The sequence below is a fragment of the Sorangium sp. So ce119 genome (genome assembly GCF_051524405.1).
Lineage (GTDB): Bacteria > Myxococcota_A > Polyangia > Polyangiales > Polyangiaceae > Sorangium > Sorangium cellulosum_G.
Genome location: NZ_CP150310.1, coordinates 1,536,004 through 1,560,260 on the forward strand (window position 1 = coordinate 1,536,004; position 24,257 = coordinate 1,560,260).

At 72.1% G+C, this 24,257-nt stretch carries 22 protein-coding genes; 5 read left to right on the forward strand and 17 right to left on the reverse strand.

All coding sequences use genetic code 11. From position 1 onward, the window contains the following. Positions 1-29: 29 nt before the first annotated feature. From WME76_RS06095 to WME76_RS06105, 3 genes are all read right to left on the reverse strand, one after another. Positions 30-332, reverse strand: coding sequence for a type II toxin-antitoxin system RelE/ParE family toxin (locus tag WME76_RS06095; RefSeq protein WP_437959251.1), 303 nt, complete (start codon positions 330-332; stop codon positions 30-32). After that, complete coding sequence (locus tag WME76_RS06100; protein ID WP_437638273.1) at positions 329-559, reverse strand: hypothetical protein; 231 nt, start codon at positions 557-559, stop codon at positions 329-331. Before WME76_RS06100 ends, WME76_RS06095 begins: the two co-directional genes overlap by 4 nt. A gap of 75 nt (positions 560-634) precedes the next feature. Beyond that, complete coding sequence (locus tag WME76_RS06105; protein WP_437959252.1) at positions 635-1,279, reverse strand: Uma2 family endonuclease; 645 nt, start codon at positions 1,277-1,279, stop codon at positions 635-637. Positions 1,280-1,495: 216 nt separating this feature from the next. Between WME76_RS06105 and WME76_RS06110 the strand changes: the two genes are divergently transcribed. Beyond that, positions 1,496-3,889, forward strand: a complete 2,394-nt coding sequence (locus WME76_RS06110; RefSeq protein ID WP_437959253.1) for an SUMF1/EgtB/PvdO family nonheme iron enzyme — start codon at positions 1,496-1,498, stop codon at positions 3,887-3,889. A 125-nt stretch (positions 3,890-4,014) separates the two neighbouring features. Here WME76_RS06110 and sthA read toward each other — a convergent pair whose 3' ends face one another. After that, the gene (gene sthA / locus WME76_RS06115; protein ID WP_437959254.1) at positions 4,015-5,412 is read right to left on the reverse strand and encodes a Si-specific NAD(P)(+) transhydrogenase; all 1,398 of its coding nucleotides are present in this window, start codon (positions 5,410-5,412) and stop codon (positions 4,015-4,017) included. Positions 5,413-5,476: 64 nt separating this feature from the next. Continuing rightward, positions 5,477-6,004 carry a tetratricopeptide repeat protein gene (locus tag WME76_RS06120; protein WP_437959255.1) on the reverse strand — a complete coding sequence of 176 codons (528 nt, stop codon included), beginning with the start codon at positions 6,002-6,004 and terminating at the stop codon, positions 5,477-5,479. Positions 6,005-6,095: 91 nt separating this feature from the next. Between WME76_RS06120 and WME76_RS06125 the strand changes: the two genes are divergently transcribed. From WME76_RS06125 to WME76_RS06135, 3 genes are all read left to right on the forward strand, one after another. Continuing rightward, entirely contained in the window at positions 6,096-8,102 is a 2,007-nt protein-coding gene (locus tag WME76_RS06125) for a hypothetical protein (protein ID WP_437959256.1), read from the forward strand. Positions 8,103-8,269: 167 nt separating this feature from the next. Continuing rightward, entirely contained in the window at positions 8,270-9,040 is a 771-nt protein-coding gene (locus tag WME76_RS06130; protein ID WP_437959257.1) for an esterase/lipase family protein, read from the forward strand. Between the two features lie 71 nt (positions 9,041-9,111). Continuing rightward, positions 9,112-9,672, forward strand: coding sequence for a hypothetical protein (locus WME76_RS06135; protein ID WP_437959258.1), 561 nt, complete (start codon positions 9,112-9,114; stop codon positions 9,670-9,672). Positions 9,673-9,757: 85 nt separating this feature from the next. On the opposite strand, the gene gcvPA is transcribed toward WME76_RS06135, so the two are convergent. The 9 genes from gcvPA to WME76_RS06180 all read right to left on the reverse strand — a co-directional run bounded on the left by gcvPA (position 9,758) and on the right by WME76_RS06180 (position 20,462). Next, on the reverse strand, positions 9,758-11,122 hold the full coding sequence (gene gcvPA, locus WME76_RS06140; protein ID WP_437959259.1) for an aminomethyl-transferring glycine dehydrogenase subunit GcvPA: 1,365 nt from the start codon (positions 11,120-11,122) through the stop codon (positions 9,758-9,760). A 54-nt stretch (positions 11,123-11,176) separates the two neighbouring features. Beyond that, positions 11,177-11,578, reverse strand: a complete 402-nt coding sequence (gcvH, locus tag WME76_RS06145; protein WP_437959260.1) for a glycine cleavage system protein GcvH — start codon at positions 11,576-11,578, stop codon at positions 11,177-11,179. A gap of 99 nt (positions 11,579-11,677) precedes the next feature. Continuing rightward, positions 11,678-12,799, reverse strand: coding sequence for a glycine cleavage system aminomethyltransferase GcvT (gcvT, locus tag WME76_RS06150; RefSeq protein ID WP_437959261.1), 1,122 nt, complete (start codon positions 12,797-12,799; stop codon positions 11,678-11,680). Between the two features lie 103 nt (positions 12,800-12,902). Then, the gene (locus WME76_RS06155; protein ID WP_437959262.1) at positions 12,903-13,445 is read right to left on the reverse strand and encodes a hypothetical protein; all 543 of its coding nucleotides are present in this window, start codon (positions 13,443-13,445) and stop codon (positions 12,903-12,905) included. Beyond that, positions 13,442-17,095 (reverse strand): hypothetical protein, encoded by a 3,654-nt coding sequence (locus WME76_RS06160; RefSeq protein ID WP_437959263.1) that lies wholly within the window; start codon positions 17,093-17,095, stop codon positions 13,442-13,444. The genes WME76_RS06155 and WME76_RS06160 overlap by 4 nt, the downstream gene beginning before the upstream one ends. A 22-nt stretch (positions 17,096-17,117) precedes the next feature. Continuing rightward, positions 17,118-17,717 carry a hypothetical protein gene (locus WME76_RS06165; protein ID WP_437959264.1) on the reverse strand — a complete coding sequence of 200 codons (600 nt, stop codon included), beginning with the start codon at positions 17,715-17,717 and terminating at the stop codon, positions 17,118-17,120. Next, positions 17,714-19,021: a PilW family protein gene (locus WME76_RS06170; protein ID WP_437959265.1), complete on the reverse strand. Its 1,308-nt coding sequence runs from the start codon at positions 19,019-19,021 to the stop codon at positions 17,714-17,716. The genes WME76_RS06165 and WME76_RS06170 overlap by 4 nt, the downstream gene beginning before the upstream one ends. A 5-nt stretch (positions 19,022-19,026) precedes the next feature. Beyond that, positions 19,027-19,626, reverse strand: coding sequence for a type IV pilus modification PilV family protein (locus WME76_RS06175; protein WP_437959266.1), 600 nt, complete (start codon positions 19,624-19,626; stop codon positions 19,027-19,029). After that, entirely contained in the window at positions 19,623-20,462 is an 840-nt protein-coding gene (locus tag WME76_RS06180; protein WP_437959267.1) for a pilus assembly FimT family protein, read from the reverse strand. Before WME76_RS06180 ends, WME76_RS06175 begins: the two co-directional genes overlap by 4 nt. 11 nt (positions 20,463-20,473) lie before the next feature. Between WME76_RS06180 and WME76_RS06185 the strand changes: the two genes are divergently transcribed. Then, positions 20,474-21,598: a DUF6599 family protein gene (locus WME76_RS06185; RefSeq protein WP_437959268.1), complete on the forward strand. Its 1,125-nt coding sequence runs from the start codon at positions 20,474-20,476 to the stop codon at positions 21,596-21,598. Positions 21,599-21,769: 171 nt separating this feature from the next. Here the strand turns inward: WME76_RS06185 and WME76_RS06190 are convergent, their stop codons facing one another. From WME76_RS06190 to WME76_RS06200, 3 genes are all read right to left on the reverse strand, one after another. Continuing rightward, positions 21,770-22,468 carry a peptidylprolyl isomerase gene (locus WME76_RS06190; protein WP_437289944.1) on the reverse strand — a complete coding sequence of 233 codons (699 nt, stop codon included), beginning with the start codon at positions 22,466-22,468 and terminating at the stop codon, positions 21,770-21,772. A gap of 51 nt (positions 22,469-22,519) precedes the next feature. Next, the gene (locus WME76_RS06195; protein WP_437289945.1) at positions 22,520-23,368 is read right to left on the reverse strand and encodes a MaoC/PaaZ C-terminal domain-containing protein; all 849 of its coding nucleotides are present in this window, start codon (positions 23,366-23,368) and stop codon (positions 22,520-22,522) included. A gap of 177 nt (positions 23,369-23,545) precedes the next feature. After that, complete coding sequence (locus tag WME76_RS06200) at positions 23,546-24,241, reverse strand: hypothetical protein (RefSeq protein WP_437959269.1); 696 nt, start codon at positions 24,239-24,241, stop codon at positions 23,546-23,548. Positions 24,242-24,257: the final 16 nt, after the last annotated feature.

Consider the following 24,257-nt stretch of genomic DNA (forward strand, 5'->3'; position numbering starts at 1 on the left):
GCTGCGTCGGCGCGCCGAGGTTTCGACACTCACCGGAGCTTGGGGGCACGGCCGCGCAGGGCGCTCCAGACGGCGAGTACCGTCACGCCGTCGGCGCCGATGACGTAATACAGGTAGTAACGGGTCTTCTGGAGAACGATGCGCCGCACGTCCCGCAGCTTCCGATGCGGATACGGCGCGCCGGCCATCGGTGCCGTCCGGAGCAGCGCGAGCGCTTCGGCGAGCTCCTCACGAAGCAGTCGCGGTGCGCTGGGCCGATTGTTCTTCCACCATGTGTGGGCAGCCTGGAGCTGCGCGATCGACTGCGGCGAAAAGTGAATCGCCACACTCATCCGTCGTCGTCGAGCATGCGCAGCACGTCTTCCGCCGCGATCGTTTCACCGCGCGCGACGCTTCGGGCGGCGTCTTCGAGCGCGTCATCCAGCGCCTGCCGCTCCTCCTCGTCGAGCTCGTCGCCCTGATCGACGATGTAGAGGTGGACCATCGTGCCGTCGGGGAGATCGGTCGATTCATCGAGCTGGATGCGACCGTGCTGTACCTTGGCGACCACGGCAGACATATGCAGCAAAGCCTAGTGGAGGCGCATCGCGCTGGCCAGCTCAGCGCGGCGAGTCGCATCTGCGGTCGGACCGAGCTACCTGGCGCCCCGCTCCCGGAGCCTCGCTCGCCACGCGCGCACGACCGTCGTCTGGTCCCCCTTGCGCACCATGAACTCCGTCAGAGCCGCGACGTCGAGCTCCGGCAAGAACCGGCTTCGCTCCGCCTCGGCGTAGCCATCCGGGCCGAGGACGTGGACGGAGAGTTTCCCCTTCTTCAGAAACCAGACCTCGGGTACGCCGAGCCCGGCATAGACGGACAGCTTGTCGATCGTCCCGCTCTTCTCGATGACCTCGATCGCGAGCTCCGGCATTCCCCCGTCCTCCACGGTCCCGAGCACGAAGCACTCGTCCGGCTCCACGCCCCGCTTCGCGAGTCGGCTCCGGACGGTCATGCTGCCGTACCCGCTGAGCGGCAGCTCCGCCTCCTCGGCGTAGGCCTCGACGAGGCGGGCCAGGATCTTCTTCCGCCCTTCGTGCGGTCCGCCCGGGCTCATCAGCTCCAGCACTCCCTCGCAGTAGGTCACCCGCACGCCGGGACGATCGCCGAGGACCGCCAGGAGGGCCTCGTACTCCTCCCACGAGACGTCATGCACGACGAAGAGCTGGTCTTCCGAGCCCTCTAGGGCCACCGTGCCGTCGTGTTCGGCTGGGGCGGCGATGAGCGGTGAAGCGGCGGCCATGACAGCGTGCTCCTCGGAGGGAGTATCACCGTCGCACGCCGCGCTGGCAACCGCCGGCCCGAGCGATCGCGGAGCCGAGCGCTCGCGCGGATCTGCCCCGTGCTGGACGTCCCTGGCGAGCGCCGGCGACGTGGCGAGCGGCGGTAGCGCTGGTCCCGGGAGCGATCGGGAGCTCGTGTATGCTCGACAGCCGCCTGCCATGGACGGAGAGCCAGCGTGCCGACGCCGATCGACGTGTTCATTTCCTACGCGCGCAAGGACGCGGCCCTCCTGGGCGAACTCGTCACGCACCTCGCGCTGATGAAGCACCAGGGGCTTGTCCGCACCTGGCACGATCGCGAGATCGAGGCGGGCGCCGACTGGGAAGCGGAGACCCTCGATCGCCTCGACGCCGCGCGGATCGTCCTGCTGCTCGTCAGCGCCGACTTCCTCGCCTCGCCCTCATGCTGGGATCGCGAGATGGCGCGCGCCATGGCGCGGCACACGGCCGGGGCGGCGCAGGTCGTCCCGATCGTCCTCCGCGCGTGCGACTGGAAGGCGGCGCCGTTCGCGGCGCTCGCCGCGCTGCCGGACGGCGAGCGGCCCATCCAGAGCTGGCCCGACCGCGACGAGGCCTGGGCCGACGTCACCGTCCGGCTCCGCGGTCTCATCGAGCGGATCGCGAGCGTCCCGACCGCCTCGCCGACGCCGAGCTACCCCGACGCGGAGACGCGCCGGCTCGCGGAGGAGCTGGAGCGGGCGCGCGCGCGGCAGAAGGCGCTGAGGGACGCCGGCATGGACGACGCCGAGGTCCAGGAAGAGGTGCTCGCGCTGCGCCGGCGAATGCGCGAGGGGGGCCAGCTCCGGGCGGGCGACCGGCTGGGCCAGGGGCGCTACCTCCTGCTGGAGCGCGTGGGGCGCGGCGGGTTCGCGAACGTCTGGCGCGCGCACGACGACGGTCGAGGCGGGAGCGTGGCCATCAAGGTGCTCCACGCGAGCCTCGCGGAGGACAGCACCCGGCGGGAGCGCTTCTTCCGAGGTGCGCGGCGGATGGCCGCGCTGAGTCACCCCGGGGTCGTGCGCGTGCTCGAGCCGTGCGGCGAGGACGGGGGGTTCCACTACTTCGTGATGGAGCTCATCCCCGGCGGCGACCTGCAGCGCGCCGTGCTGGAGATGCGGGTCTCCACGGAGCAGGTGGTGCCGCTCATCCTGAGCGTCGGCGACGCGCTCCGGGCGGCGCACGCGGCGGGCCTCGTGCACCGGGACGTCAAGCCGGCGAACATCCTGGTGGACGCAGCGGGCGCGCCTCGGCTGACCGACTTCGACCTGGTCGCCGCCGCCGACACCACCGGCGGCACGAGGACAGGGGCGCTCGGCACCTTCGTGTACAGCGCTCCAGAGGTGCTGGATCGTCCTCATGACGCCGACGTTCGCGCCGACGTGTACGGTCTCGGCATGACCGCGCTGTTCTGCCTGCACGGCGCGGCCCTGCCCGCCGAGGTCGTGCACGATCGGCAGACATTCCTGCGGCAGCTCTCGTGTCCGGACAGCATCAAGGCCGTCCTCGAGAAGGCTGTCGCATGGAAGTGCGACCAGCGGTTCACGAGCGTGGAGGAGCTCTGCACGGCGCTCCTTTTCACGACCCGGTCGCGTTCCTCGGCGCCGGCGGAGCAGAGGCAGGCAGCGCCGGCGGAGCAGAGGCAGGCAGCGCCGGCGGAGCAGAGGCAGGCAGCGCCGGCGGACAACGTGCTGGCGGCGTTGGCCACGGCGCCGACGTCGCTGCCTCGGCTCACGCGCCGTGTACGGCAAATGGACGCCGTGACGCTCGATCTGACCATGGTCGACATCCCCAGCGGGCGATTCTGGATGGGGAGCGCCGACGACGACGCGCTCGCACAGAACGACGAGCGTCCTCGCCGACATGTGTGGCTCTCTTCTTTCAGCATGGCCAAGGGCCCCGTGACGCAGCGCCTCTACCGGGAGGTGATGGGACAGGACAGCCAGCCGTTCGGCGAACTGCCAATGACTGGCATGAGCTGGTTCGACGCTGTCGCGTTCTGCAATCGGCTGTCACAGCTCCTGGGCATTTCGCCCGCTTACCGGATCGAGGGTGGCGAGGTGAGCTGGCTCCGCGCCGCGGAGGGGTTCCGTCTGCCCACGGAGGCGGAGTGGGAGTACGCCGCACGGGGGACCGATGGGAGACTCTACCCCTGGGGCGATGAGCCGCCGGCCGCACAGCCGTCCGAGCAGCAGCTCTGCTGGAGCGGCGCGTCCGGCGCGAGCAGCGGCATCCAAAAGCGCGCCCGGCCTTGCCCGGTAGGCCGCTACCCCAAAGGAGCTTCGGCGTTCGGGCTCCTCGATATGGCAGGCAGCGTCTGGGAGTGGTGTTGGGATTACTACGATCGCTACGTGCTGGCCAAAGGGCCGGAGCTCGACCCCTCGGGACCCGCGGGATCGGAGCGAGTGCTCCGAGGCGGCTCCTTCAGGGGGCGCATCGCATCCCGGATGCGGGCTGCTGCTCGCACCAAGCACCTGCCCTCGCTGCGGGCCATCGACGTCGGCTTCCGGTGTGCTCGAGGCGCGAAGTTTGGGTCGATGCCTCCGACGCCGCTCTCCTGGCCGAAGCGCTGACCCGCACCCTGCGCAGCGTCGCGCGCGGGCACCATGCGCGGCGGAGGCCGCCGAGGAGGGCGCACCGAGCCGCGCCGGATCGAAGCGCGGCCGGTCCTCGACCTCCACGCCGCGCGCCCTCCCGCTCAGAACACCCGCCCCAGCCCGTCGAGCGCCGCGACGCGGTACGCCTCGGCCATGGTGGGGTAATTGAAGGTCGTGTTGACGAAATAGCGAATCGTGTTGTTCGGCGCCGGCTGCGACATGATCGCCTGCCCGATGTGGATGATCTCCGCCGCGTTCTCGCCGAAGCAGTGGATGCCGAGCAGCGCGAGCGTCTCGCGGTGGAAGATCAGCTTCAGCATCCCGACCTGCTGGCCCGTGATCTGCGCGCGGGCGAGCGTCTTGAACGTCGACTTGCCCACTTCATAAGGCACCTTCTCCTCCGTGAGCTCCCGCTCGCTCTTGCCCAGCGACGAGATCTCCGGCGTCGTGTAGATGCCCGTCGGGATGTCCCGGACCAGCTTGTAGTCGGCCTGGCCGCAGATGTGGCTCGCCGCGAACCGGCCCTGGTCGTAGCTCGCGCTGGCGAGCGCCGGGAAGCCGACGACGTCGCCGACCGCGTAGATGTGGGGCTGGCTCGTCTGGAAGCTCTCGTTCACCTCGAGCTGGCCGCGCTTGTTCGCCGTGATGCCGACGTTCTCGAGGCCGAGGTCGGCGGTGTTGCCCGTCCTGCCGTTCGCCCAGAGGAAGACGTCGCTCTTGAGCTTCTTCCCGCTCTTCAGGGACACCACGACCCCCTCCTTCGTGGCCTCGACCCGCTCGTGCTCCTCGCCGTTCAGCACGCGGATGCCGGTGTCGCAGAAGTGGTAGCCGAGCGCGTCCGTGATCTCGTCGTCGAGGAACTCCAGCAGCTTGGCGCGCGTGTTCACGAGGTTCACCGAGACCTGCATGTTGCGCAGCATCGAGGCGTACTCGCAGCCGATGACGCCCGCCCCGTAGATCGTGATGCTCCGGGGGGTGTGATCCATGCGCAGCAGCGTGTCGCTGTCGAAGATGCGCGGGTGGCTGAAGTCCACGTCGTCCGGCCGGTACGGGCGGGAGCCGGTCGCGACGACGAAGCTGTCGGCCGTGAAGCGCCGGCGCTGGGTCCCGTCGGTCTCCACCTCGATCGTGTGCGCGTCGACGAACCTGGCCTGCCCCGGGATGAGCCGGACATCGTTGTGATCGTAGAAGCCCTCGCGCAGATCGACCTGCTCGTCGATGACGTGGTTCGCGGTCGCGAGGAGCTCGGCGAACGGGTACTCCGGGACCACATCCATCCGCTTGTAGATGGGGCTCTGGTTGATCATGTTCATGTGGTAAATCGCGCGGCGGAGCGCCTTGCTCGGGATCGTGCCCCAGTGGGTGCAGCCCCCGCCGACCCGCGCGTAGCGCTCGATGGCCGCGACCGATTTGCCGTTCTTCGCGGCCGTCATGGCGGCGCCTTCGCCGCCCGGCCCCGTTCCGATGATGATGAGATCGAAGTGAGGGGTGGTCGCCATCGCGTGTCTCTCCTCCGGCCAACGTCCAGCGAACGCCGCGCGCGTCGCCCGCGCCGGCAGGAGGCTACTCGAACTGGAGCGGCTCGTCGTCGTCGCCGACGCCGAGCATCTCGAGGATCTGGCGTACCTCCATCGCCGCCTCGACCTCCGGGCCCGCGTCGAGGAAGCCCTGGAGGTGCTTGCGGGCGAGCGCGCGGTTGCCGCGGGCCGCGTAGGCGAGCCCCATCGCGTGCATCGCCTCGCCGTCCTTCGGGAAGCGGCGGAGCGCCTCCTTCGCCTGCGCGATCGCCCCGTCGGCGTCGCCGAGCCGCCGGAGCGTGTGCGACAGCGCCACCCGCGCCCCGAGGAAGCTCGGCGCGATCCGCACCGAGGCGCGGTAGGCGTCGCGCGCCGGCTCGAGCTGGTCGAGCTCGTAGAGCGCGTGACCCAGCAGGTTGTACGCGTACGGGTTCGACGGCGAGGTCTTGATCACGTCGCGCAGCGCGACGAGCGCCGCCTGGAACTGCTCCTCTTGCAGGAGCTCGGCCGCCTCCTCGACGGCCTCCCAGTGGGCGGCGTCCACCGATTCGTCCACCACAGCTCTGAGCACCATGGCCCGCAGTCTAACCAGAATCCGCGCGCCGTCCCGGCCCCCTTCGTGGTACCGCCGGGCCGTGAGGCGCCCGCCGCGGACCAGGCTGCTCTTGTGGCACGCGAGCGCCGCGCTCCCCGTCCTCGGCGCCGCCGCGGCGTTCTACGGCCCCGCGCTGGCCAGGACGGGCGGCGTCTGGCCGGCGCCGCTCGACGACGTCTACATCCACTTCGGGTTCGCCCGCGCCGCGGCCCTGGGCCACCCGCTCTCGTGGATACCGGGCAACGGCTACTCGTCCGGCGGCACCAGCCTGACGTACCCGCTCGTCCTCGCGCCCGGGTACCTGCTCGGCTTCCGGGGCCCCTGGCTCGGCCTCTTCGCCGCCCTGATCGCGTGCGCTGCGCTCCTCGACCTCTGCCGCTCGCTCCGGCGGCTCCTCGAGCCGCGCGGCCCTGGCGCCGCCTCGTCGCGCTGGGTCGGCTGGGTCGCGCCGCTCTTCGTCGTGGCGGTGCCGCTGCTCGACTGGAGCTGGTTCTCCGGCATGGAGGTCGCGCTGCTCGGCGCCGTGCTGGGCCGCGCGCTCGTCGCGGCGCGGCGCGCGGAGCTCGCCCCGCCGGCGCGCCGCCCGGCCGAGCAGCGCCGCGCGGGGCTCCTCGCCGCGCTGCTCGTCGCGACGCGCCCCGAGGCCGTGGCGCTCGCGGCGCCGCTCGCCGTCGCGGTGGCCCACGGGGCGGGCTCGCTCAGCGCGGCCGCGGCGCTCGCGCGCGCGTCCCTGCCCACCGCGCTGCTGCTCGGCGCGCACGCCGCCGCGAACCGCGCGTTCACGGGGGAGTGGGGCGCCGCGGGGGCCGTGCGCAAGCTCATCCTCTCGGACCCGTACACCGCGCCGCTCGAGAAGGCGGCGGAGGTGATCAAGAACCTCGCCGCGCTGCGGGTGCAGGCGCTGGAGGGCGCGCTCGGCGGCCCGTCCTTCGCGCTCCTCCTGCCGCTGCTCGGCCTCGTCGCGGCGCTCGACCGGCGCTCGCGGCGCCTCGCCGTGCCGCTCCTCATCGGCGCCTACGGCTCGCTGCTGCTCGTCGCGCTCAACGCGACCGCGCGTTACCAGAACCTCCGCTACGCGGCCCCGGCGCTCGCGATGCTGCTCGTCGCCGCGGCCCTCGGGACCGAGGCGCTCGCGCGGCGGGGCCGGCTCGCGGCGGGGGTCGCCGCGGCGCTCGCGCTCGCGGCCCTCGCCGCGCCGTCCGCGTCGTTCGCGCGGCAGATCGACCATTTCGCCCGCGCCTCGGCGAACATCGCCGGGCAGCACGTCGAGGTCGCGCGGCGGCTCGCCGCGCGCGCGCCGCGGCCGCGGCGGGTGCTCCTCGGCGACGCGGGCGCGATCCCGTACCTCTCGGGGATCCCGGCCATCGACGGGCTCGGGCTCGGCGGCTACAGGGGGATGCCGTTCGCGCGGGCCTCGGTGCACGGGGTGCCTGCCGTGGTCGAGCTCATCGAGCGGCTCGACGCCGCCGATCGGCCTGACGTCTTCGCGCTGTACCCTTCCTGGTGGGGCGGGCTCGCGGACGTCTTCGGCAGGCGCGTCGACGCGGTGAAGATCGACGACAACGTGATGTGCGCCGCGGACGAGAAGGTGATCTACGAGGCGGACTGGTCGGCGCTCGCCCCGCCGGGGGAGCGCCGCGGCGGGGCGATCGACGAGGTGGACATCGCGGACCTGGTCGACGAGCGGGCGCACCGCTACGCCTTCTCGACGCCGCGCGGCGGGTGGGTGATCGGCGCGGTGCTGCGGGACGGCGAGGCCGATGCGGGCGGCGCGGCGCGGTTCGACGCGGGCAGGCTGATCCCGGAGGGGCGCGAGCAGTCGTTCGCGATCGGGCCGGTCGCCCGCGGCCCTGCCGTGCTCGCGCTGCGCACCGACGGGGGCGGCCCGATCGCGCTCGGCGTCGCGGTGGGGCGCGCGGCCGAGGGCGAGGTGCGCGTCGAGGTGCCCGAGCGCCCGGCGGACCGCTGGTCCGAGATCCGGGTGCCCTTGCGCGGGGTCGCGCCGGGAGAGATCGTCCGGATCCGCTCGCTTCAGGGCACGTTCCGCAGCTTCCATGTCTGGCTGCTGAGGCCGTGATCGCCCGAGCTGCGCCGCGCCGCGCCGCGCGATGCTGCGCCCGGGGCCGCCGGGCCTCCGTCCCCGTCGCGGTCTCCGCGCCTTGACCGCCGCACCGCCCGCGACACAGCGCGTCGGGAGGGCGCGAGGACGTCGCGCGACGGAACCGTGGTAAGAGCCACCGCGTGGTGAAGTGGTTGCGTGCGGCGGCCTTCGCGTCGACCGGCAGGGAGGTGGCCTCGTTCGCGAGGCAGGCGGTCCTCTTGCCCTACGACACCCTCGCGCCGGTGGTCCCTGCCGGCGCGCGCGACGGCGACGATGTCGTCATCATCCTGCACGGGCTGTTCGCGTCGGCCGGCGTCCTCCGGCCGTTGCGGACGGCGATCGAGCGTCACGCTTCCGTGTCGCGCGCGTCCCGGTCTCCTGGCCGGCCGGGCTCGCCGCGGGCCGAGCCTCCGGCGTGGTCGGTCCACACCGCGACGATGTCGTACGCGCCCGGGCCCGGCGTCGAGGCGCTGTCCGCGCGCCTCGCGACCCTGGTCTCGACGCTCCCGGACGGCGTGCGCTTGCACCTCGTCGGCCACAGCATGGGCGGCATCGTGTGCCGCTTCTTCGCCCAGGAGGTCGGCGACCCGCGGGTCGTGCAGACCATCTCGATGGCGAGCCCCTTCGGCGGCATCCCCCGCGCTGCGCTGCTCGGCTTCGGCGGCGCGCGCGATCTCGACGCGTCGAGCCCGGTCCTCCGGCGCGTCCTCCTCGGGACGGCGCGGTCGAGCGTCCCGCACCTGTCGATCATCGCGGGCGCTGACACGCTGGTCCGCTCGCCCATCGCGCATGCGCTGCCTGGCGGCGAGGTCCGCGTGATGGAGGCGCGCGGGCACAACACGCTCCTCTTCGACCCCGAGGTGGCGGCCCTCGTGGCGCGTCGGATCGTCGAGCGGCGGGGCATCGTACGCTGACCGCACGTTGACCGCGCGCCGACCGCGCGCCGACCTATCCCCGCTCGGCGCTTCGTGGTAGCTCGCTCCGCGTGCGCTCGCCGATCGCCATTCTCGTCGCCCTCGCGGGTTTGCTCGCCCCGCTTGCCTGGTCATCGCCCTCGCGCGCGGACACCTCCGCGTGGTCCTTCTTCGGCGCCGGCGCTGTCGGCTGGAAGCAGGGGGACAGCGATCTCGTCTACGACGGCGCGCTGTCGCTCGACGTCGGCGTCGGCACCACCCCCGACGCGCCCGTCATCGTCGGCGGCCTGATGCGCGCGACGCCGCTCCTCGACAGCGGGATCGATCTCGCGTTGCTCGCCCGCGTCGCGACCCGCGGCTTCCAGTCCGGCCCGCTGGGTCTCGCCCTCGACGTGGGCGGTTACCATCGGTTCTGGGGCCCCGGCTCCACCGGCCTGGCCGGCGCGCTCACGCTGGGTGGCCCGCTCGGCATCAGCCTGTCGCTCCAGGGCAGCTACGGCACCGACAACGCCATGTCGTTCGGCGCCATCGCGGGCATCGACGTGCTGCGCCTCACCGTCTACCGCCAGTCGCTCCTGCCGCTCTGGCCGAACCCGTTCCCCGCGCAAGGCCGCGACGTCGCCTCGCGCTGAGCCGGCCTCGGCCGCGCGAGTACGCCCACGAAGGAGGCGGTAGGGGGCCGGGCGGCTCGGCACAACCGCCGCCCCCCGCGTCAGTTCAGGGCGTGAACCCCGCCAGCGCTCCCACGAGCCGGTCGAGGTCCGCGCGGCTATGCCGCTCCGTCACCGCGACGAGGATCTCGTCCCTCCGCCGCGGATCGATCCGCCCGAGATCGAGCCCCGCGATGATCCCCTGCTCGGCCAGCGCCCGCGTGAGCTTCCCCGCGTCCCCCCCGCGGACCTTGACGACGAACTCGTGGAACGTCGGCGCCGCCATCGGCAGCGCGTACCCGTCGAGCCGCGCGATCTCCCGCTTGAGGTGCTCGGTCTTCGCGAGGCACTGCCTCGCCGCCTCCACGAACCCGCGCTTGCCCAGCATGCACATCCGCATCGTGACCGCCGTCGCGCACAGCCCGCTGTTCGTGCAGATGTTGCTCGTCGCGCGCTCGCGCCGGATGTGCTGCTCGCGCGTCGCGAGCGTCAGCACGTACCCGCGCGTCCCGTGCTTGTCGACCGTCTCGCCCACCAGCCTGCCCGGCACCTGCTGCAGGTACTTGCGGTCGTTCCGGCACGCGAACAGCCCGACGTTGGGCCCGCCGTACTGCGGCGGCAGCCCGAGCGGCTGGCCCTCCGCCACCGCGATGTCCGCGCCGAGCGCGCCCGGCGACTCGAGCAGCGCGAGCGCGTACGGATCGAGCGTGACCGTGATCAGCAGCGCGCCCTTCTGGTGGCACGCCTCGGCCACCCGCCGGATGTCGCCGACCACCCCGAAGAAATTCGGGTAGCCGACCACCACGCAGGCCGTGGTCTCGTCGATCGCCCGCGTCAGCGCGTCCACGTCCGCCGTGCCGTCGTCGCCGACGTCCACGCGGACCAGGGACGCCTTGCCGGTCCCGATGCCGTGCACGTACGTCTCGACCGTGCCGAAATAGTCCGGGTGCACGCCCCCGGACAGCACCGTGCGCTCGCGCCCCGTCAGGCGGCGCGCCATCAGCACCGCCTCCGCCAGCGCGCTCGCGCCGTCGTACATCGACGCGTTCGCGACCGGCAGCCCCAGGATCTCGCTCACGATCGTCTGGAACTCGAAGATCACCTGGAGCGTGCCCTGGGAGACCTCCGGCTGGTACGGCGTGTAGGCGGTGTAGAACTCGCTGCGGAGCAGGAGCTGATCGGCCGCCGGCGGGAAATGGTGCTCGTAGGCGCCGGCTCCCAGGAACGAGAGCATCCGCCCGGCGCGGTTCTTCTGCGCGAGCTCCTCGAGGTGCCTCATGAGCGAGGCCTCATCCAGGGGCGGATCCATCGAGAGCGGGCGCGTGAGGCGCGCCTCCTTCGGGATCGCGCTGTAGAGCTCCTCGAGCGACGACAGGCCGACGGCCTGCAGCATCTCGCTGATTTCCTCGGGCGTGTGGGGCAGGTAGCGCATGGTCTTGTGCAGCGGGAAGGGTGATGCGGGAAGTGTGACGAAGGCGCGCGGCGCTCAGTGCGCCGCGGTCTTCAGGAGCTCAGCGTACGCGGCGGGCTCCAGGAGCGCGCCGAGCTCGCCCTGGTCCGAGAGCGTGACCTCGATCATCCATGCCTTGCCGTAGCAGTCCTCGTTCACGAGCTCCGGGCGGTTCTCGAGGTCGGAGTTCACGCGCGCGACCTTGCCGCTCACCGGCGCGAACAGGTCGCTCAGCGTCTTGACGCTCTCGATCGTCCCGAAGGCCTTGCCCGCGGTGATCGTGTCGCCGGGCTTCACGTCGAGGTTGACCAGCGTGATGTCGCCGAGCTGATCGACCGCGAAGGCGGTGATCCCGATGACGACCTGGTCGTTCTCCTGCCTGGCCCACTCGTGGTCCTTCGTGTACCGCCGGTCCGTTCGGACATCATCGCTCGCCATGTGACTTCTTCTCCCTTTGCCAACCTGGGTCTCTGGTCGTCTCGCGCCGCCGCTCGGCCGACCCTCGCGCGACGGCGCGATCGCCGCCGCGCGCGCGGGTCAGGCCCGCTTGTAGAATGGGGTCTTGACCACGACCGCCTCGACCGACCGCCCGCGGCAGTCGACCTGGAACGTGGTCCCGACGGTGGCCATCGGCGCCGGCAGGTAGCCGAGCCCGATGCTCTTGCCGACCGTCGGACCGGGGCTGCCGCTCGTGCAGACGCCGACCTTCGCGCCGCCGGCGTCGAGGAGCGGGTAGCCGTGGCGCGCGATGCCGCGCCCCACCATCTCGAAGCCGATCAGCTTGCGCGAGGGCCCCTCCTCCTTGACGCGCTGGAGCGCGGCGCGCCCCACGAAGTCGCCCTTGTCGAGCTTCACCACCCAGCCGAGCCCCGCCTCGATCGGGTTCGTCGTCTCGTCGATGTCGTTGCCGTAGAGCGACAGGCGCGCCTCCAGGCGGAGCGTGTCGCGCGCGCCGAGGCCCGTCGCCTCGAGGCCGAGCGGGCCGCCGAGCTCGACCAGCGCGCGCCAGAGCCGCTGCGCGTCGGAGGGGGAGCAAAAGATCTCGATGCCGTCCTCGCCGGTGTAGCCGGTGCGGGCGACGGTGCAGCGGACGCCCGCGATCGTCGCGTCGCGGAAGTGGAACGACGGGAGCTCGCGCAGCGCCGCGCCGTCGCCGCCCGCGAGCGCGGCGATGTCGAGCGCCCGCGGCCCCTGGAGCGCCATCATCGCGGTGCGGTCCGAGGCGTCCTCGAAGCTGCAGTGGTTCTGCGCCGCGCTCCGGAGGTGGGCGGCGATCTTGTCGCGGTTCGACGCGTTGCAGACGATGAGCCACTGCCGCGCGTCGATCCGGTAAACGATGAGATCATCGAGGATCGTGCCGGCCTCGTTGCACGCGCACGTGTAGAGCGCGTGACCGTCCTCCAGCTTCTTGACGTCGTTCGTGACGAGGTAATCGACCACCTGCCCGGCGTGCTCGCCGCTCAGGATCATCTCGCCCATGTGCGAGACGTCGAAGAGCCCGGCGGCGGTGCGCACGGCCCGGTGCTCCTCGGTCACGCCTTTGTACTGGACCGGCATTTCCCAGCCGGCGAACGGGACCATGCGGCCGCCGAGCTTGATGTGCTCGTCGTAGAGCGGGGTCCTTCGGAGCGGAGCGGTGGGGAGCGGCTTGGTCGACACGGGCGCGATCTACTTCGAAAGGTCGAGGATGTCGACTGGCGCGGGCTCGTCTCGCGGCGCCGGACGCCGAGCCCGCCGCCCGCGCGGCGCGTCGCCGTCGCGCTCACTCGAGGCGGGTGGGATCGAGCACCTTGCCGTCCGGCGTGAGCCCGTTGCGGCGCCAGCGCTCCTCGACGGACAGGCCCCGCTCCGGGGGCGGCCGCGTCTCGTCGCGGACGACGAGCTCCGAGACGTGCGCGCGAGAGACCACCTCGATCCGGATCGTCCGCTGAGGCGCGCTCTTCACGGTCGCGCGCGAGAAGATCGTCTTCGCCGGTCCCGTCTCGACGTTGCCCGCGAGCACGCGCGTGCGCACGTAGTTCGCCACCCGCTCGGCCGGGATTTCCCCGACCGCGAAGACCGCGTCGGGGAAGCGCGCGCGCACCTTCATGCGCCGCGGGATGGGCAACCCGAACGCCTGCTCGACGCCCTCGGCGAGCTCGCCCGGCAGCGCCTGGTCGACCGGCGGCCTCGGCGCCGGGGCCTCGCTCGACGGCGGCGCCGGCGCCGGCGCGCCCGCGTCGCTGCGGCAGGCGAGCGCGGCGCAGGCGCACGCGACGCACGCGGCGAGCGCCGCGGCGCCGCGCGGCAGGCCGGCGCGCTTCATTCGATGATCGTCGCCCACGAGTCGATCTTAACGATCCTGCGCGGCGCCTGCAGCGACCTCGTGCTCGTGCGCGTCTCGGCCCCCTGGGCGTCCTCCTGGCCCGCGGCGCCGGTGTGGAACACGAGCTGGTACTCGGGCGGGCTCGACTGGCTGACGACGGTCTGCGCGCCGAAGTACGGATCGGAGTAGGTCTCCGTCTCGATGCACGTCGGCTTCTGGGTGACGGCCACGCCGAAGACGACCGTGCCCGGCGCCTGATCCTCGAAGTGCTGCGGGGGCGCCAGCGGATCGATCACGAGGCAAGCGTTCGGGTACGCGGCCGGGTTCCCCGCCTGGCCGAGCAGGTAGTCGACGCCCCAGATCGAGCCGAACCCGTCCGCGCACGCGTAGGTCCCGGGCGCGGCGGGCGTGAACGTCGAGAAGTACGCGCAGCCGTTGAAGAGGGAGATCGGCCCGGTCACGCGCTTGCCGTTCGTGAAGGGGACGACCCAGTTCTCGGTGAAGCGGAGGCCGTTGTTGGCGGGCCGCTCGGTGATCGACCAGGCCCGCGTCTCGACGGTGCCCGCGGTGAACGCCTCCTGATCGCCGGTGGAGAACAGGACGACCGTGTTGCCGAGCGGATCGGTGCTCACGACCGGCGTCGTCTGGATCGGCTGGCTGCTCGCCGCGGTGTCGCTCTCGAACGAGTACGCGTCCCAGGCGAGGCTCACCGTCCAGTTGTCCGGGTTGGGGCTCGCCAGGCGGACGTGCCAGAGCGTGCCGTCGGCGTCGCCGACGTAGATGCGCTCCGCGACCTCGCCGACGCCCGACGGGAACGGCACGGGCACGCCGGTGATCGGCGAGTCGAAGTCGACCACCTCGGTCCGAGAGGTGAGCCCGGCCGGCCCCTCGTCGGCGTGGCCCCGGAACGTGCGGAGCACCTCGCCGGTGTCGAGCCGGACGATCGTGAGCGAGCGCGCCGGGCCGACCTGGCCGTTGGTGCTCGCGGTGCCCCAGCACCGGACCGAGTCGCGGACCGACAGGCTGCCCGTCGGCTGGAAGTACGGGTGCGTCGCGCTCTTGCGGGGGCACGCGCTCTGGTTCGGGTCGAGCGGGGCCGAGCCGCCGGGCAGGATGGCGACCGCGACCTCCCGGAACCCGCTGCCTGCCTCGAGCGTCACGGTCGCGATCGCCGGCGTCGGCGTCGTCTCGCCGAACAGGTCGTTGCCGCTGTCGTCCGTGGAGAGCTGCCAGAGGAACCGCGGCTCCCGCGGGTTCGTGATGTCGAGCGCGTAGTAGAAGCCGCCGCCCCCGCCGCCGCCGGCGACCAGCACGGTGTTCCAGGTCGACGAGCCGGCGGCCGCCTGCGCGCCCGTGCGCTCGAAGACGACGTTCTTCACGACGGGCGCGCCGTCGAGCAGGATGGATTGCTGGTTGAACGTCTGGAGGAGCCGCGGGAGCACTTGGGGCGGCAGGAACGACCAGAGCTCGTTGTTCTGGACGCGATCGACCTTGAGCGGGTCGGCCGCGGTCGCCGCCGTCACCTGGAAGGCGTGGAGCTGCCCGTCGGTCGTGGCGGTGTAGAGCACGAGCGGCCGGTTCGCCCGATCCGGGTGCTCCGCGAAGAGCCTGTAGGACTCGTCGGGGATGGTGTCGCGCGGCGGCCCCACGATGACGGGGGTCGAGTGGTAGATGCTGCCGAGCTCGTTGCCGTCGCGGGACGGGACGTCCGGGGGCATCGGCTCGCCGATCTCCCACGCGACGAGGCGCTCGGCGCACTGCTCGGCGGTGGTCACCCGCAGCCCGCCAGAGCACTGCGGGGGGACGGTGCCCGCGCCGGGATCGAGGTTGAGCGCGCGCGCCGCCTGGGAGAGCTCGTTCGCGAACAAGGAGGCCGGCGCCGGCGCGCCGCCGCCGGTCACCGAGCCCGTGTAGCTCCCGAGGCCGTCCGCGGCCACGGTCGCGGGGCGGATGCTCCGCTGCGACCAGATGTTCTGCGCGGCGTCGGCGTCGCCGATCACGGTGAAGAACCTCCGGGGCCGCGAGAAGTCGTTCGAGTTGACGTTGGCCGCGAAGTCGTCGCCCTTGCCGGGGTCGACGTCCTCGAGCTGCGTCGTCATCACGCCGTTCACCGCCTCGCAGACGAAGCGCTTGCGCTCGAGGTTGCCGCTCCACATCGAGCCGTCCGGCGGCGGGCTGAACGACGAGCCGAACTGGTAGGCGACGCCCGCGGCGTCGCTGCCGGTGTCCGCGGTCGTGACCGCGTTGGCGAAGACGGGGATGGTTCGGCTCGTCGAGTTCGAGGCGATGCGCGCGAAGATCTGCGACATCACCGCGGAGAGCTCGTTGGCGTCGTCCGGGAAATAGCCGCGGTCCGTCCCGCCCTCGATCGCGATGCGCGCCAGCGTGCAGCACGCCTTGAGCGCGTTCGAGGCGCTGTCGCAGCGCCCGCCGGGCAGGAAGTCGCTGCTCGAGATCGTCGCGCAGTTGAAGGTCGGATCGTTGAGCTCCTGCCGCGCCTGGGTGGTGAGGCCGAACCCGACGGTATAGGTCCGCACGCGCCGGTTCGGGTTCACGTGGGTGTTGAGCGAGTGCGCGACGACGTGCGGCTCCTCGTAGGGGCAGCCCGTCCCTTCCGGGCCGGGGCCCGGCCCCTGCGCGCACGTCGGGCGCAGGTCGAGGTTGGGCTCGCCGTCGGAGATGAGCACGATCGAGGTCTTGCGGCAGCCGCCGCTGATGTACGGATCGTCGCGCGGGCCGAGCGGCCGGGTTTGCCAGGTCGAGGCCTCGTTGAGGATGTAGTCGCGCGCGTCGGTCAGCATCCCGGCGAGCGGCGTCGCGCCGTAAGGGCGCGTCGCGATCAGCGCGTCCTGGATGCGCTGGTTCGTCGCGCGGACCTCGGTGATGTCCGCCGTGTAGGACGGGAACGGGACGAGCGGCCCCTCCCACAGCGGCGCGGCCGGGTTCTTGGCGCCGACCTCCATGTCCTCGACGGCGCAGTCGGGCGGGTTGCCCCGCGCCGGGTACCCTGCGCCGCTCTGGAACTCGAGGAAGTAGCTCCACATCCCCGCCATGCCGCCCACGGGATCGGGCGTGCCGGCGCTGAGCCCGGTCCTCGCGTCGGGGAGCGTGTCGAACGTCATGAGCGAGAACCGGATCCTGTCGCCGTAGACGTCGAGCAGCCCGGAGGTGGCTTGTTCCCACCCCATCCCTGGCGCGCAGGGCTGGGTCGCGTCGTCGAAGGGGTGCTCTCGCAGCGAGTTGTAGTCCGCACCAGGGCCCTTGGTGCAGCCGCGGGAGAGCATGCGATGGAACGGGATATAGTAGTTCCTGTCGTAGGGCGGCTCCGTGCCGAGGCTGAACTCGTCGACGAACTCGGAGCTCGTGCGGGGCTGCGCGTAGCACGAGAAGTCCGTGATCGGCCCGGTGAGCGACTCGACGAGCTTCGCCCAGCGGCTCTTCAGGGCCTCGCTGGAAGGGGCGTTGAGCGGGTTGCAGTCCGGCTCGCCGCCCGCCACCGTCTTCTCCATCGATCCCGACGTGTCGACGAGCAGGAGGACGTTGGGGAGCGGCGGCTCGACATCCATGGCCTGCCCGCGCGCGCGCGGGGCGAGGAGGCCGACCGTCGCCGCGGAGCCCATCGTGACAAGCACCTTCGTCAGGTTTCGCATCGTGCGCTCCGGTTCGTCGCGTTCACTTGCAGAGGACATGGGCCACGAGGGACAGCGCTTCCTGGCTGCCCGCCGTGGCGAGGACTTCGTCTTCACCGACCGGGTTGCCCGGGTCGGGCCAGGCGACGAGCCGCCCGTTCATGGCGACCGTGCAATACTCACCTTCCACCGAGGAGCCTTCGTGCTTCCCGAGCGCGGGCGATATCCTGTCCGTCATCTCCACCTTGAAGCTCCACCGGAGGTCCTTGCGGCCGAGGCTCCCTGGCGCGCCGGGCGCGTCGGACTCCAGCAGATCTTCCGCCGCGCGCTGCTGGAGCTCTCTCGAGTTGATCGTCCAGCATTCGATGGGGGTGCCGAGGCAGTTCTCCCCCCTGACGAACCCGCCGTTCAGGCCGCCTTTCTCCTCGATCTCGGCCAGCGCGAGCTGCATCGCGTACTCCGTGAGGTAGTGCGTCTGCGTCATCCGGCGCGCATGGCCGCTGGCGATGGTCGACAGCGTGGCGGCGTGGGCCGCGAACAGGCCGATGGCGGTGAGCATCGTGATGACCAGCACGACGATGAACACGGCGGCGCCCCGCTCGCGGGAGCGCCGGAGGGACCGGGCGATGCTTGCGTTCTTCATCTCGGTTCTGCCTGGTTCGGGAGCGCGACATCGGCGTAGAGCGTGCGCATCCGGGCGAACACCGGAGAGGCGCCCGCCGGCACCGTGTCTGCCGGTGTGTTGACCCCGGCGACGATGCCGGGGATCAGGAACCTGAGCCTGCGGCCGTCGGTGCCCACGGGGAAGCCGACGTCGCGGTCGGGCGCCCGGGTGCGGGTCGAGAGCCGGATCTGGACCGACCGCACGTCCTCCGGCCTGGCGCCAGGCTGGTTGTTCGCGGCGGCGATGGTGTACACGTTCGCGTTGTCGGTCGCGGTGATCGGATAGCGCGTGATCTGCGGGTTCGTCCTCTGCTGGGCCTTGTCCGCCTGCACGGCGGAGATCCCGAACTTGAGGTCGACGGCGTACTCCGCGATGAGCTCGAGCGTCTCTGGCTTCTCCTGATCCTCGTCGTCGAGCTCGACCCGCACGAGCTCGGTGCGCCCGTTGTCGCCGGTGAGCGCCGGGCTGATGGGCGCCACGAGCGAGCGATAGGACGTCGACTTTCCGACGAGGCTCCGGATGTCGTAGCGGACGCGGGAGATGACGCTCACCCACGCGTGCGCGCCGCTGAGGGGCAGGCCGCAATCGGGCTCGACCTCCCGCGTCGTCACCCCGGGAGGGGACTTGAGGTAAACGAGGTTCCCTGGCTCCATGCGGTCGATGACGGCATACAGGTGCGGCTGATTCGGGCGGCTGATCCGCAGGATGCGCCCCGCCTGGAAGATCCCGCTCAGGTTCTCGGCGCCGCCTTGCGCGCGCTCGCTCGTGCGCCGCGAGGCGGCGCTGTCGAGGAGCAGCGCGTACCAGGTGCCGCCGTCGTTGACGACGCGCGCCTCGAACACCTCGGTGCTGTTCAAGCTGCCGCCGATGACGATCGCGTCCGGCCACATGCCGTTGACGATGCTCTGGCCGAGCTCCGAAGGGTGGAGGAACACAGACCCCTGGCGCTGGATCGCGACGCCCGCGAGGAGCCTGAGGCCGGTCGGCGCGACCGGCGGAGCGCCGCAGCGCTGGGCGTCTGCCGTGACCTGGATGTTGCCGGTCGACAGGTAGGCGGCGCGCTGCAGGTCTGCGGCGAGCCGGTTCAGCCCGATCGTCGCGCCGAGGTGCGAGGCGGAGGCCCGCGCCTCGTTCTGGAAGAAGCGGGTCGCGTTCTTCGACAGCAGGAAGGCCGCCAGCGACACGATGAGACCGGCGGCCATGGCGACGAGCAGCTCCACGAGCGTGAAGCCTCGCTGTCCTGAAGCGCGCGCCCGCGCGGCGGAGGTGCGTCGTTCTCGCATCGCTGTCACTCCTCGGTCGTGTTCCGGCGGACGGCCGTCGTGACGTAGACCGCGCCGAAGCGCTCCGGCTCCGCGTCGACGACGACCGGGGCCACCGCGCAGTCGATCGGGTTGCCGCTCCGCTCCCAGATGACGCGGATCTCCGCCCGGATGAGGGTCGGCCAGCGCCGCGCGCCCGACGTGGCGTCGGTGAACTGGCCGAAGCGGACGTGCGTGCAGAACGCGGGCTGCGACGCGTCGCCCGCGTAGATGTCGGTCCCGAACACGTCGGCGCTCGGCGCCCCGAGCGCGGGGATCAGCGTCGGCGTCAGCTTCTCCGGGAACGGGGCGATGGTCATGAGGCTGAGCCAGTCGGTGTCGCTGTCACGGTCCGGGACCCGGTTGGGATCGTTCCACTGGAGCGCGTCCACCCGCAGCCGCTCCGCCCAGGTCATGGCGATGTTGTTGGCGATCGCGATGTTGCGCGCGTTCGTGTTGCTGATGAGCGTCGCCTTCTGCAGCGCGAGCACCCCCGTGGCGCCGATCGCGAGCACGCCGAGCGCCGCCATGACCTCGATGAGCGTGTAGCCGCGGCTCGCCGGCCGCCCTGTTCGCGCCGCGCTCACAGGCCGAGCCTCGCGACGCCGTTCGGCGGGACGAAGACCGATCGCAGGAGCCCGGTCCCGGTGTTGGTCACGTTGACGCGGATCGCGCCGAGGAGCGGCACGAGCTCGGCGCCGAGGTCGTAGCGGACGAAGGTCCGCCCGCGCGGGGTGAAGCAGACGTCGGCGGTATCGCGCACGACGCCATCGGGGTCGGTCGGGTCGCGGAGCTCCACCGCGGCGAGCTCGATGCCCGTGACGTTGAACCGCGTGACCGGCTCGGTCTCGGCGGGATCGATCCAGTTGCCCACGTCCTTGCAGTTCTTCGAGAGCATCGCGTCCGGGCCGATGGGCTCCACGCGGGCCTGCCGCACCTCGAACTCGCCGGTCGAGGCCGTCCACCGCACGAGGACCGCCGTCCCGCGGCCCATCGCCTGGTGGCGCGCGAGGCGGTAGATGCCGCTGATCTCCATGGCGGTGCGGTTGACGCGGCGATCGCGCATGCCGTTGACGAAGCTCGGCGACGCCGCGGCCGCGAGGATCCCGATGAGGACGACCACCGCGAGCAGCTCCGGGAGGGTGAAGCCGCGCGCGCGCCGGCGCCGCGCGCGCGACGCGCGCCACGTCGGAGAGCAGGCCCGAGGGCCGCCGGGATCGCCAAGCGCAGGTCGCGACCAGGAGGAAGAACGCACCGAATGCCGGGCAAAGGCAAGCCGCGTGCCCTGTCCGATTCGCGCCAAGTTGTGGAATTTCATGGGGAATCTCTCAAAGAACCGCGCGGCGGGCGCTAACGATTGCGGCGCTATGAAAAAAGGTGCAAGGCGGACGGGCCATGCGATTCCCGCCGGAAAGGTGTTCATCGAGAGTCCTGTTGGCCCACAGCGCGTCTCCCGCGTGGAGCACGCTCGGCGTGCTGCTCGCCGGGGCGCTCACGGCCGCGCTGGTCGTGGGCTGCGGCAAGAAGGAGGAGGAGCGCATGGGCGCGCCGCCCCCGCCTGCGCCGGCCGCCAAGCCGGCGGCGTGCTCGGGCGGAGGGGGGACGATCAGCGACGCGGCGAGCGCGCCGTTCTTCCCGCGCACGATCGGTGGGTTCTGCCTCGACCCGAACGGCGCCGAGAAGACGTTCGGAGAATCGGCGCCCCTGCCGCTCGACAGCATCTGCGACATGTTCGACGGCGAGTGCGAGATCTACAAGGGATTCGGCGTGCGGCGGGTGGTCGAGGCGCGCTACGTGAGCGGCGCCGGCGGCTCCGCGACCGTCGACGTCCACCTCTCGAAGTTCGGGTCGACCGAGGGCGCCTACGGGATGTTCACGAAGCGCACCGTGGGCGACGGCGACCCCGCCGACGAGGCGACGCCGCGCCCCATCGAGGGCGGCGGCGCGGCCGCGATGGGGGTCGGCAACGCGTACCTCTGGCGCGGGCAGTACCTCGCCGAGATCACGTACAACGACGAGGCGCTCGCCGAGGCGGCGCTCAAGTCGTCGAGCGAGAAGGTCCTTCCCGGGCTCGTGAAGGAGATGGGCGCGAAGCTGCCTGGCGAGGCGACGCTGCCCCCGGCCGCGGCGACGCTGCCCAAGGACAACATGATCCCGCTCGGGATCCGCTACGAGACGAAGGACGTGCTCGGCGTCGACGGCGCGGGGCCAGGCGCGTTCGGCTACTACAAGGAGGTCGACAAGCGCTACCGGGTGCTCTCGGTCGTGCGCGGCGACGTCGACCAGGCCAAGGACGTGCTGTCGACCCTCGCGAAGCAGCCGGGCGCATCCCGGGAGAAGGGCATCGGCGACGGCGCGGTGCGCCTGATGCACAAGGAGGGCGACGGCCCCGCCACCGAGTGGATCTTCGCGCGCGCCGACAAGACCGTCTACGGCGTCGGCGACGAGGCCCGCGTGCTCCGCAGCGGCATGACCGCCGACGAGCACGCCAAGGTGACGCTGACCAAGGAAGAGAAGTCGGCGCGGCTGAAGAAGCTCGTCACCGCGCCGGCGCCCTGAGCGCCGCGGTCGCTGTCCAGGGGAGAGAGGGGCGGCGCGGCGGAACGTCGCCGCGCCGGCGCCTGCGCCGCGGGGGACGCGCGGAGCGCCGGGGGCGCGCGGCGGCGCTTCGGTGCGCCGCGAGGTCACCGGACGCCGGTCACCGGGCGCGCGCCGCGAGGCGCCGTGCGATCACTGCGTGCGGAGGATGACGTGGAAGCCGAACGGCGTCTCGACGAGGTCGCTCACCTCGCCGACCTTGATCGTCTCGAGGCCCGCCTGGAACTCCGGGACCATCGCGCCCTTCGGGAACTTGCCGAGGTCGCCGCCCCGCTTGTCCGCGCCCGGCTCGTCCGAGTACTCCTTCACGATGTCCGCGAACTTGCTCGGGTCGGCCTTGGCCTTCTTCATGGCCTCGGTCGCGCGGGCCTGGGCCTCTTCCTTCGTGCGCTCGATGGTCGGGGGCGCGCGGCGGCTCCCCTTGTACATGACGAGCAGGTGCTTCGCGCCGAACATCTCCCGCGGCGCCTGCGCTGACTGCGCCGGGCGGGGCGTCGGAGTCGGCGGGGGCGCGGGCGACGCGGCGGCGTGCTCGTGCTCGTCCGGCGCCGGAGCGACAGGGGCCGCGAGGCGAGAGAGCGGCGTCTTGTTGAACATGCCGAAGAAGCCGAGGAGCCCGATCAGCACGAGCGCGCTGAGCACCGCGTGCGGCGTCCACCAGTACGGATCTTCCGGCTCGGCGCCGTCGTCGTCGTCGTCGTCGCGGCCGTGGACCGCGGTGGCCTTCGCCTCCTCCTCCCCGTCGTCGTCGTTGTCCTCGTCGGTCGACCCGTCCTCGTCCTCGAGGTCCTCGTCGTCCCTGGCCCTGTCCTTCTCGGTCTTCTTGCTCATATCGCTTCCCTGATCCGGGCCTCGGGCCTTAGCACGCAGCCGCGCCGGCCGTCAGCCGATCTCCGCCCAGGCGCTCGTGAGCACCGGGTCGGGCCGCTCCTTGACCGACGTGACCACCGCGACCTTGCCGCCGTCCAGCGCGTAGCCGCGCGTGACGAGCGTGTCGCCGGGCCACACCGGCTTGCGGAACTGCGCGCCGTAGGCCCGCAGCTTGCTCGCGTCGCCGCCGGCCGCCTTCTGGATGATCGCGCGCGCCGCGAAGCCGAACGTGCAGAGGCCGTGCAGGATGGGCCCCTGGGCGAAGCTCGCCTTCGCGGCGACCTCGGGGTCGGCGTGGAGCGGGTTCTCGTCGCCCGAGAGCCGGTAGAGCAGCGCCTGCTCGGGCGAGGTCGCCTGCTCGACCTCCCAGTCGGGCTCGCGGTTCTTCGGCACGGGGGCCTCCGACTCGGCGTGCGGCGGGCGCGGCCCGCCGAAGCCGCCGACGCCGCGCACGATGATCGACCACACCGTGTCGAAGAGCGGCTCGCCCTCGAGCGTCGTCTTCGTCTCGACGATCACCTGCGCGAACTTCTTGAGGTCGTAGATGCCCGACAGGGTGGCGGTCGTGAACAGCGTCCCGCTCGTCGGGAGCGGGCGGTGCACCCGCAGCGTCTGCCCGCCGTGCACGATGAGCGGCAGCTCGGCGCCAGCCACCTCGAGCGCCTCGAACACCGTGCCCTGGGTCGGGATGACGCCGAACGTCGGGTAGACCTTCATGCCGCCCGGCGTGCCCTCGTAGAGGTACTCGAGCTCGTCGCGCCGGGCGCCGATGCCGAGCGCGTAGGTGGCCAGGGTCTTCCAGGTGAAGGTGAAGGCGCTGGGCTGGGTCGTGTGGCCGACCTTCGAGAGATTCAGCGGCATCGGGGGCTCCTCGCTGGGTGGAACGGCCGAGGAGGCGTACAGACCTGGCGATGTCGCGTCAACTGCCGCGCTCCGGCGCCGCGCGCGGGCGGCGGCCGTTCCCTGGCCGCCCGGTCGTCGCGAACCGCGCGATCCGCGGTGGTCGCGTGGCGCGCGTCCGTCGCGGCGCGCGCGGCGTCAGAGCGCGACGCGGTAGGCGATCAGGACGCCGATGTTGAACATGTCGACGCGCTCGGAGAGCGAGGCGCGATCGCCTGTCGGCGAGACCTTGCGCTGCTCCGGGAGGAACCAGCTCGAGTAGCGGATGTGGCTCCCGAAGCTCCAGTTGTCGGCGAAGGTCCACTCGCCGCCGATCGCGAGGCCCACGGCGACGCCCTCGGTGCCGATCGTCGCGGCCCTGGGCCCGACGTAGGCGGTGTCCGAGTACGGGTCGCGGTCGGCCTCGACCGACCAGGAGTCGTTGACGACGACGCCGCCGAGCGTCGCGCCCCCCCACCACTCCCACGTCTCCGTGCGGATGCCGTAGTAGCGAAACACCCCGTCGAGCATGAAGTAGCGGCGCGCGTGATCGCGCTCGAGCTCGGGCGCGCCGCGCGCGGCCTCGGTGCTCAGCGTCGCGGCCCAGAAGATGCCCGCGCCGAAGCCGATGTCGCCCCAGCGGTAGAGGTTGTGGATGCCCAACGAGACGCTCGTCTCGCCCTGCTCGCACGTGTCCGGGGACAGCGAGACGGGGCAGACGTCGGCGCCGGGGAGCGTCATCACGCCGCCGCTCACCTCGACCATGGTGTAGGGGCGGTCCAGCTCGCGCGCGGCGGCGGCCCGGCGGGCGGCCCTGCTCTCGTCGGCGCGACCGGGGGCCGCGATGAGGAGCACCGCGACCGCCGCGCCG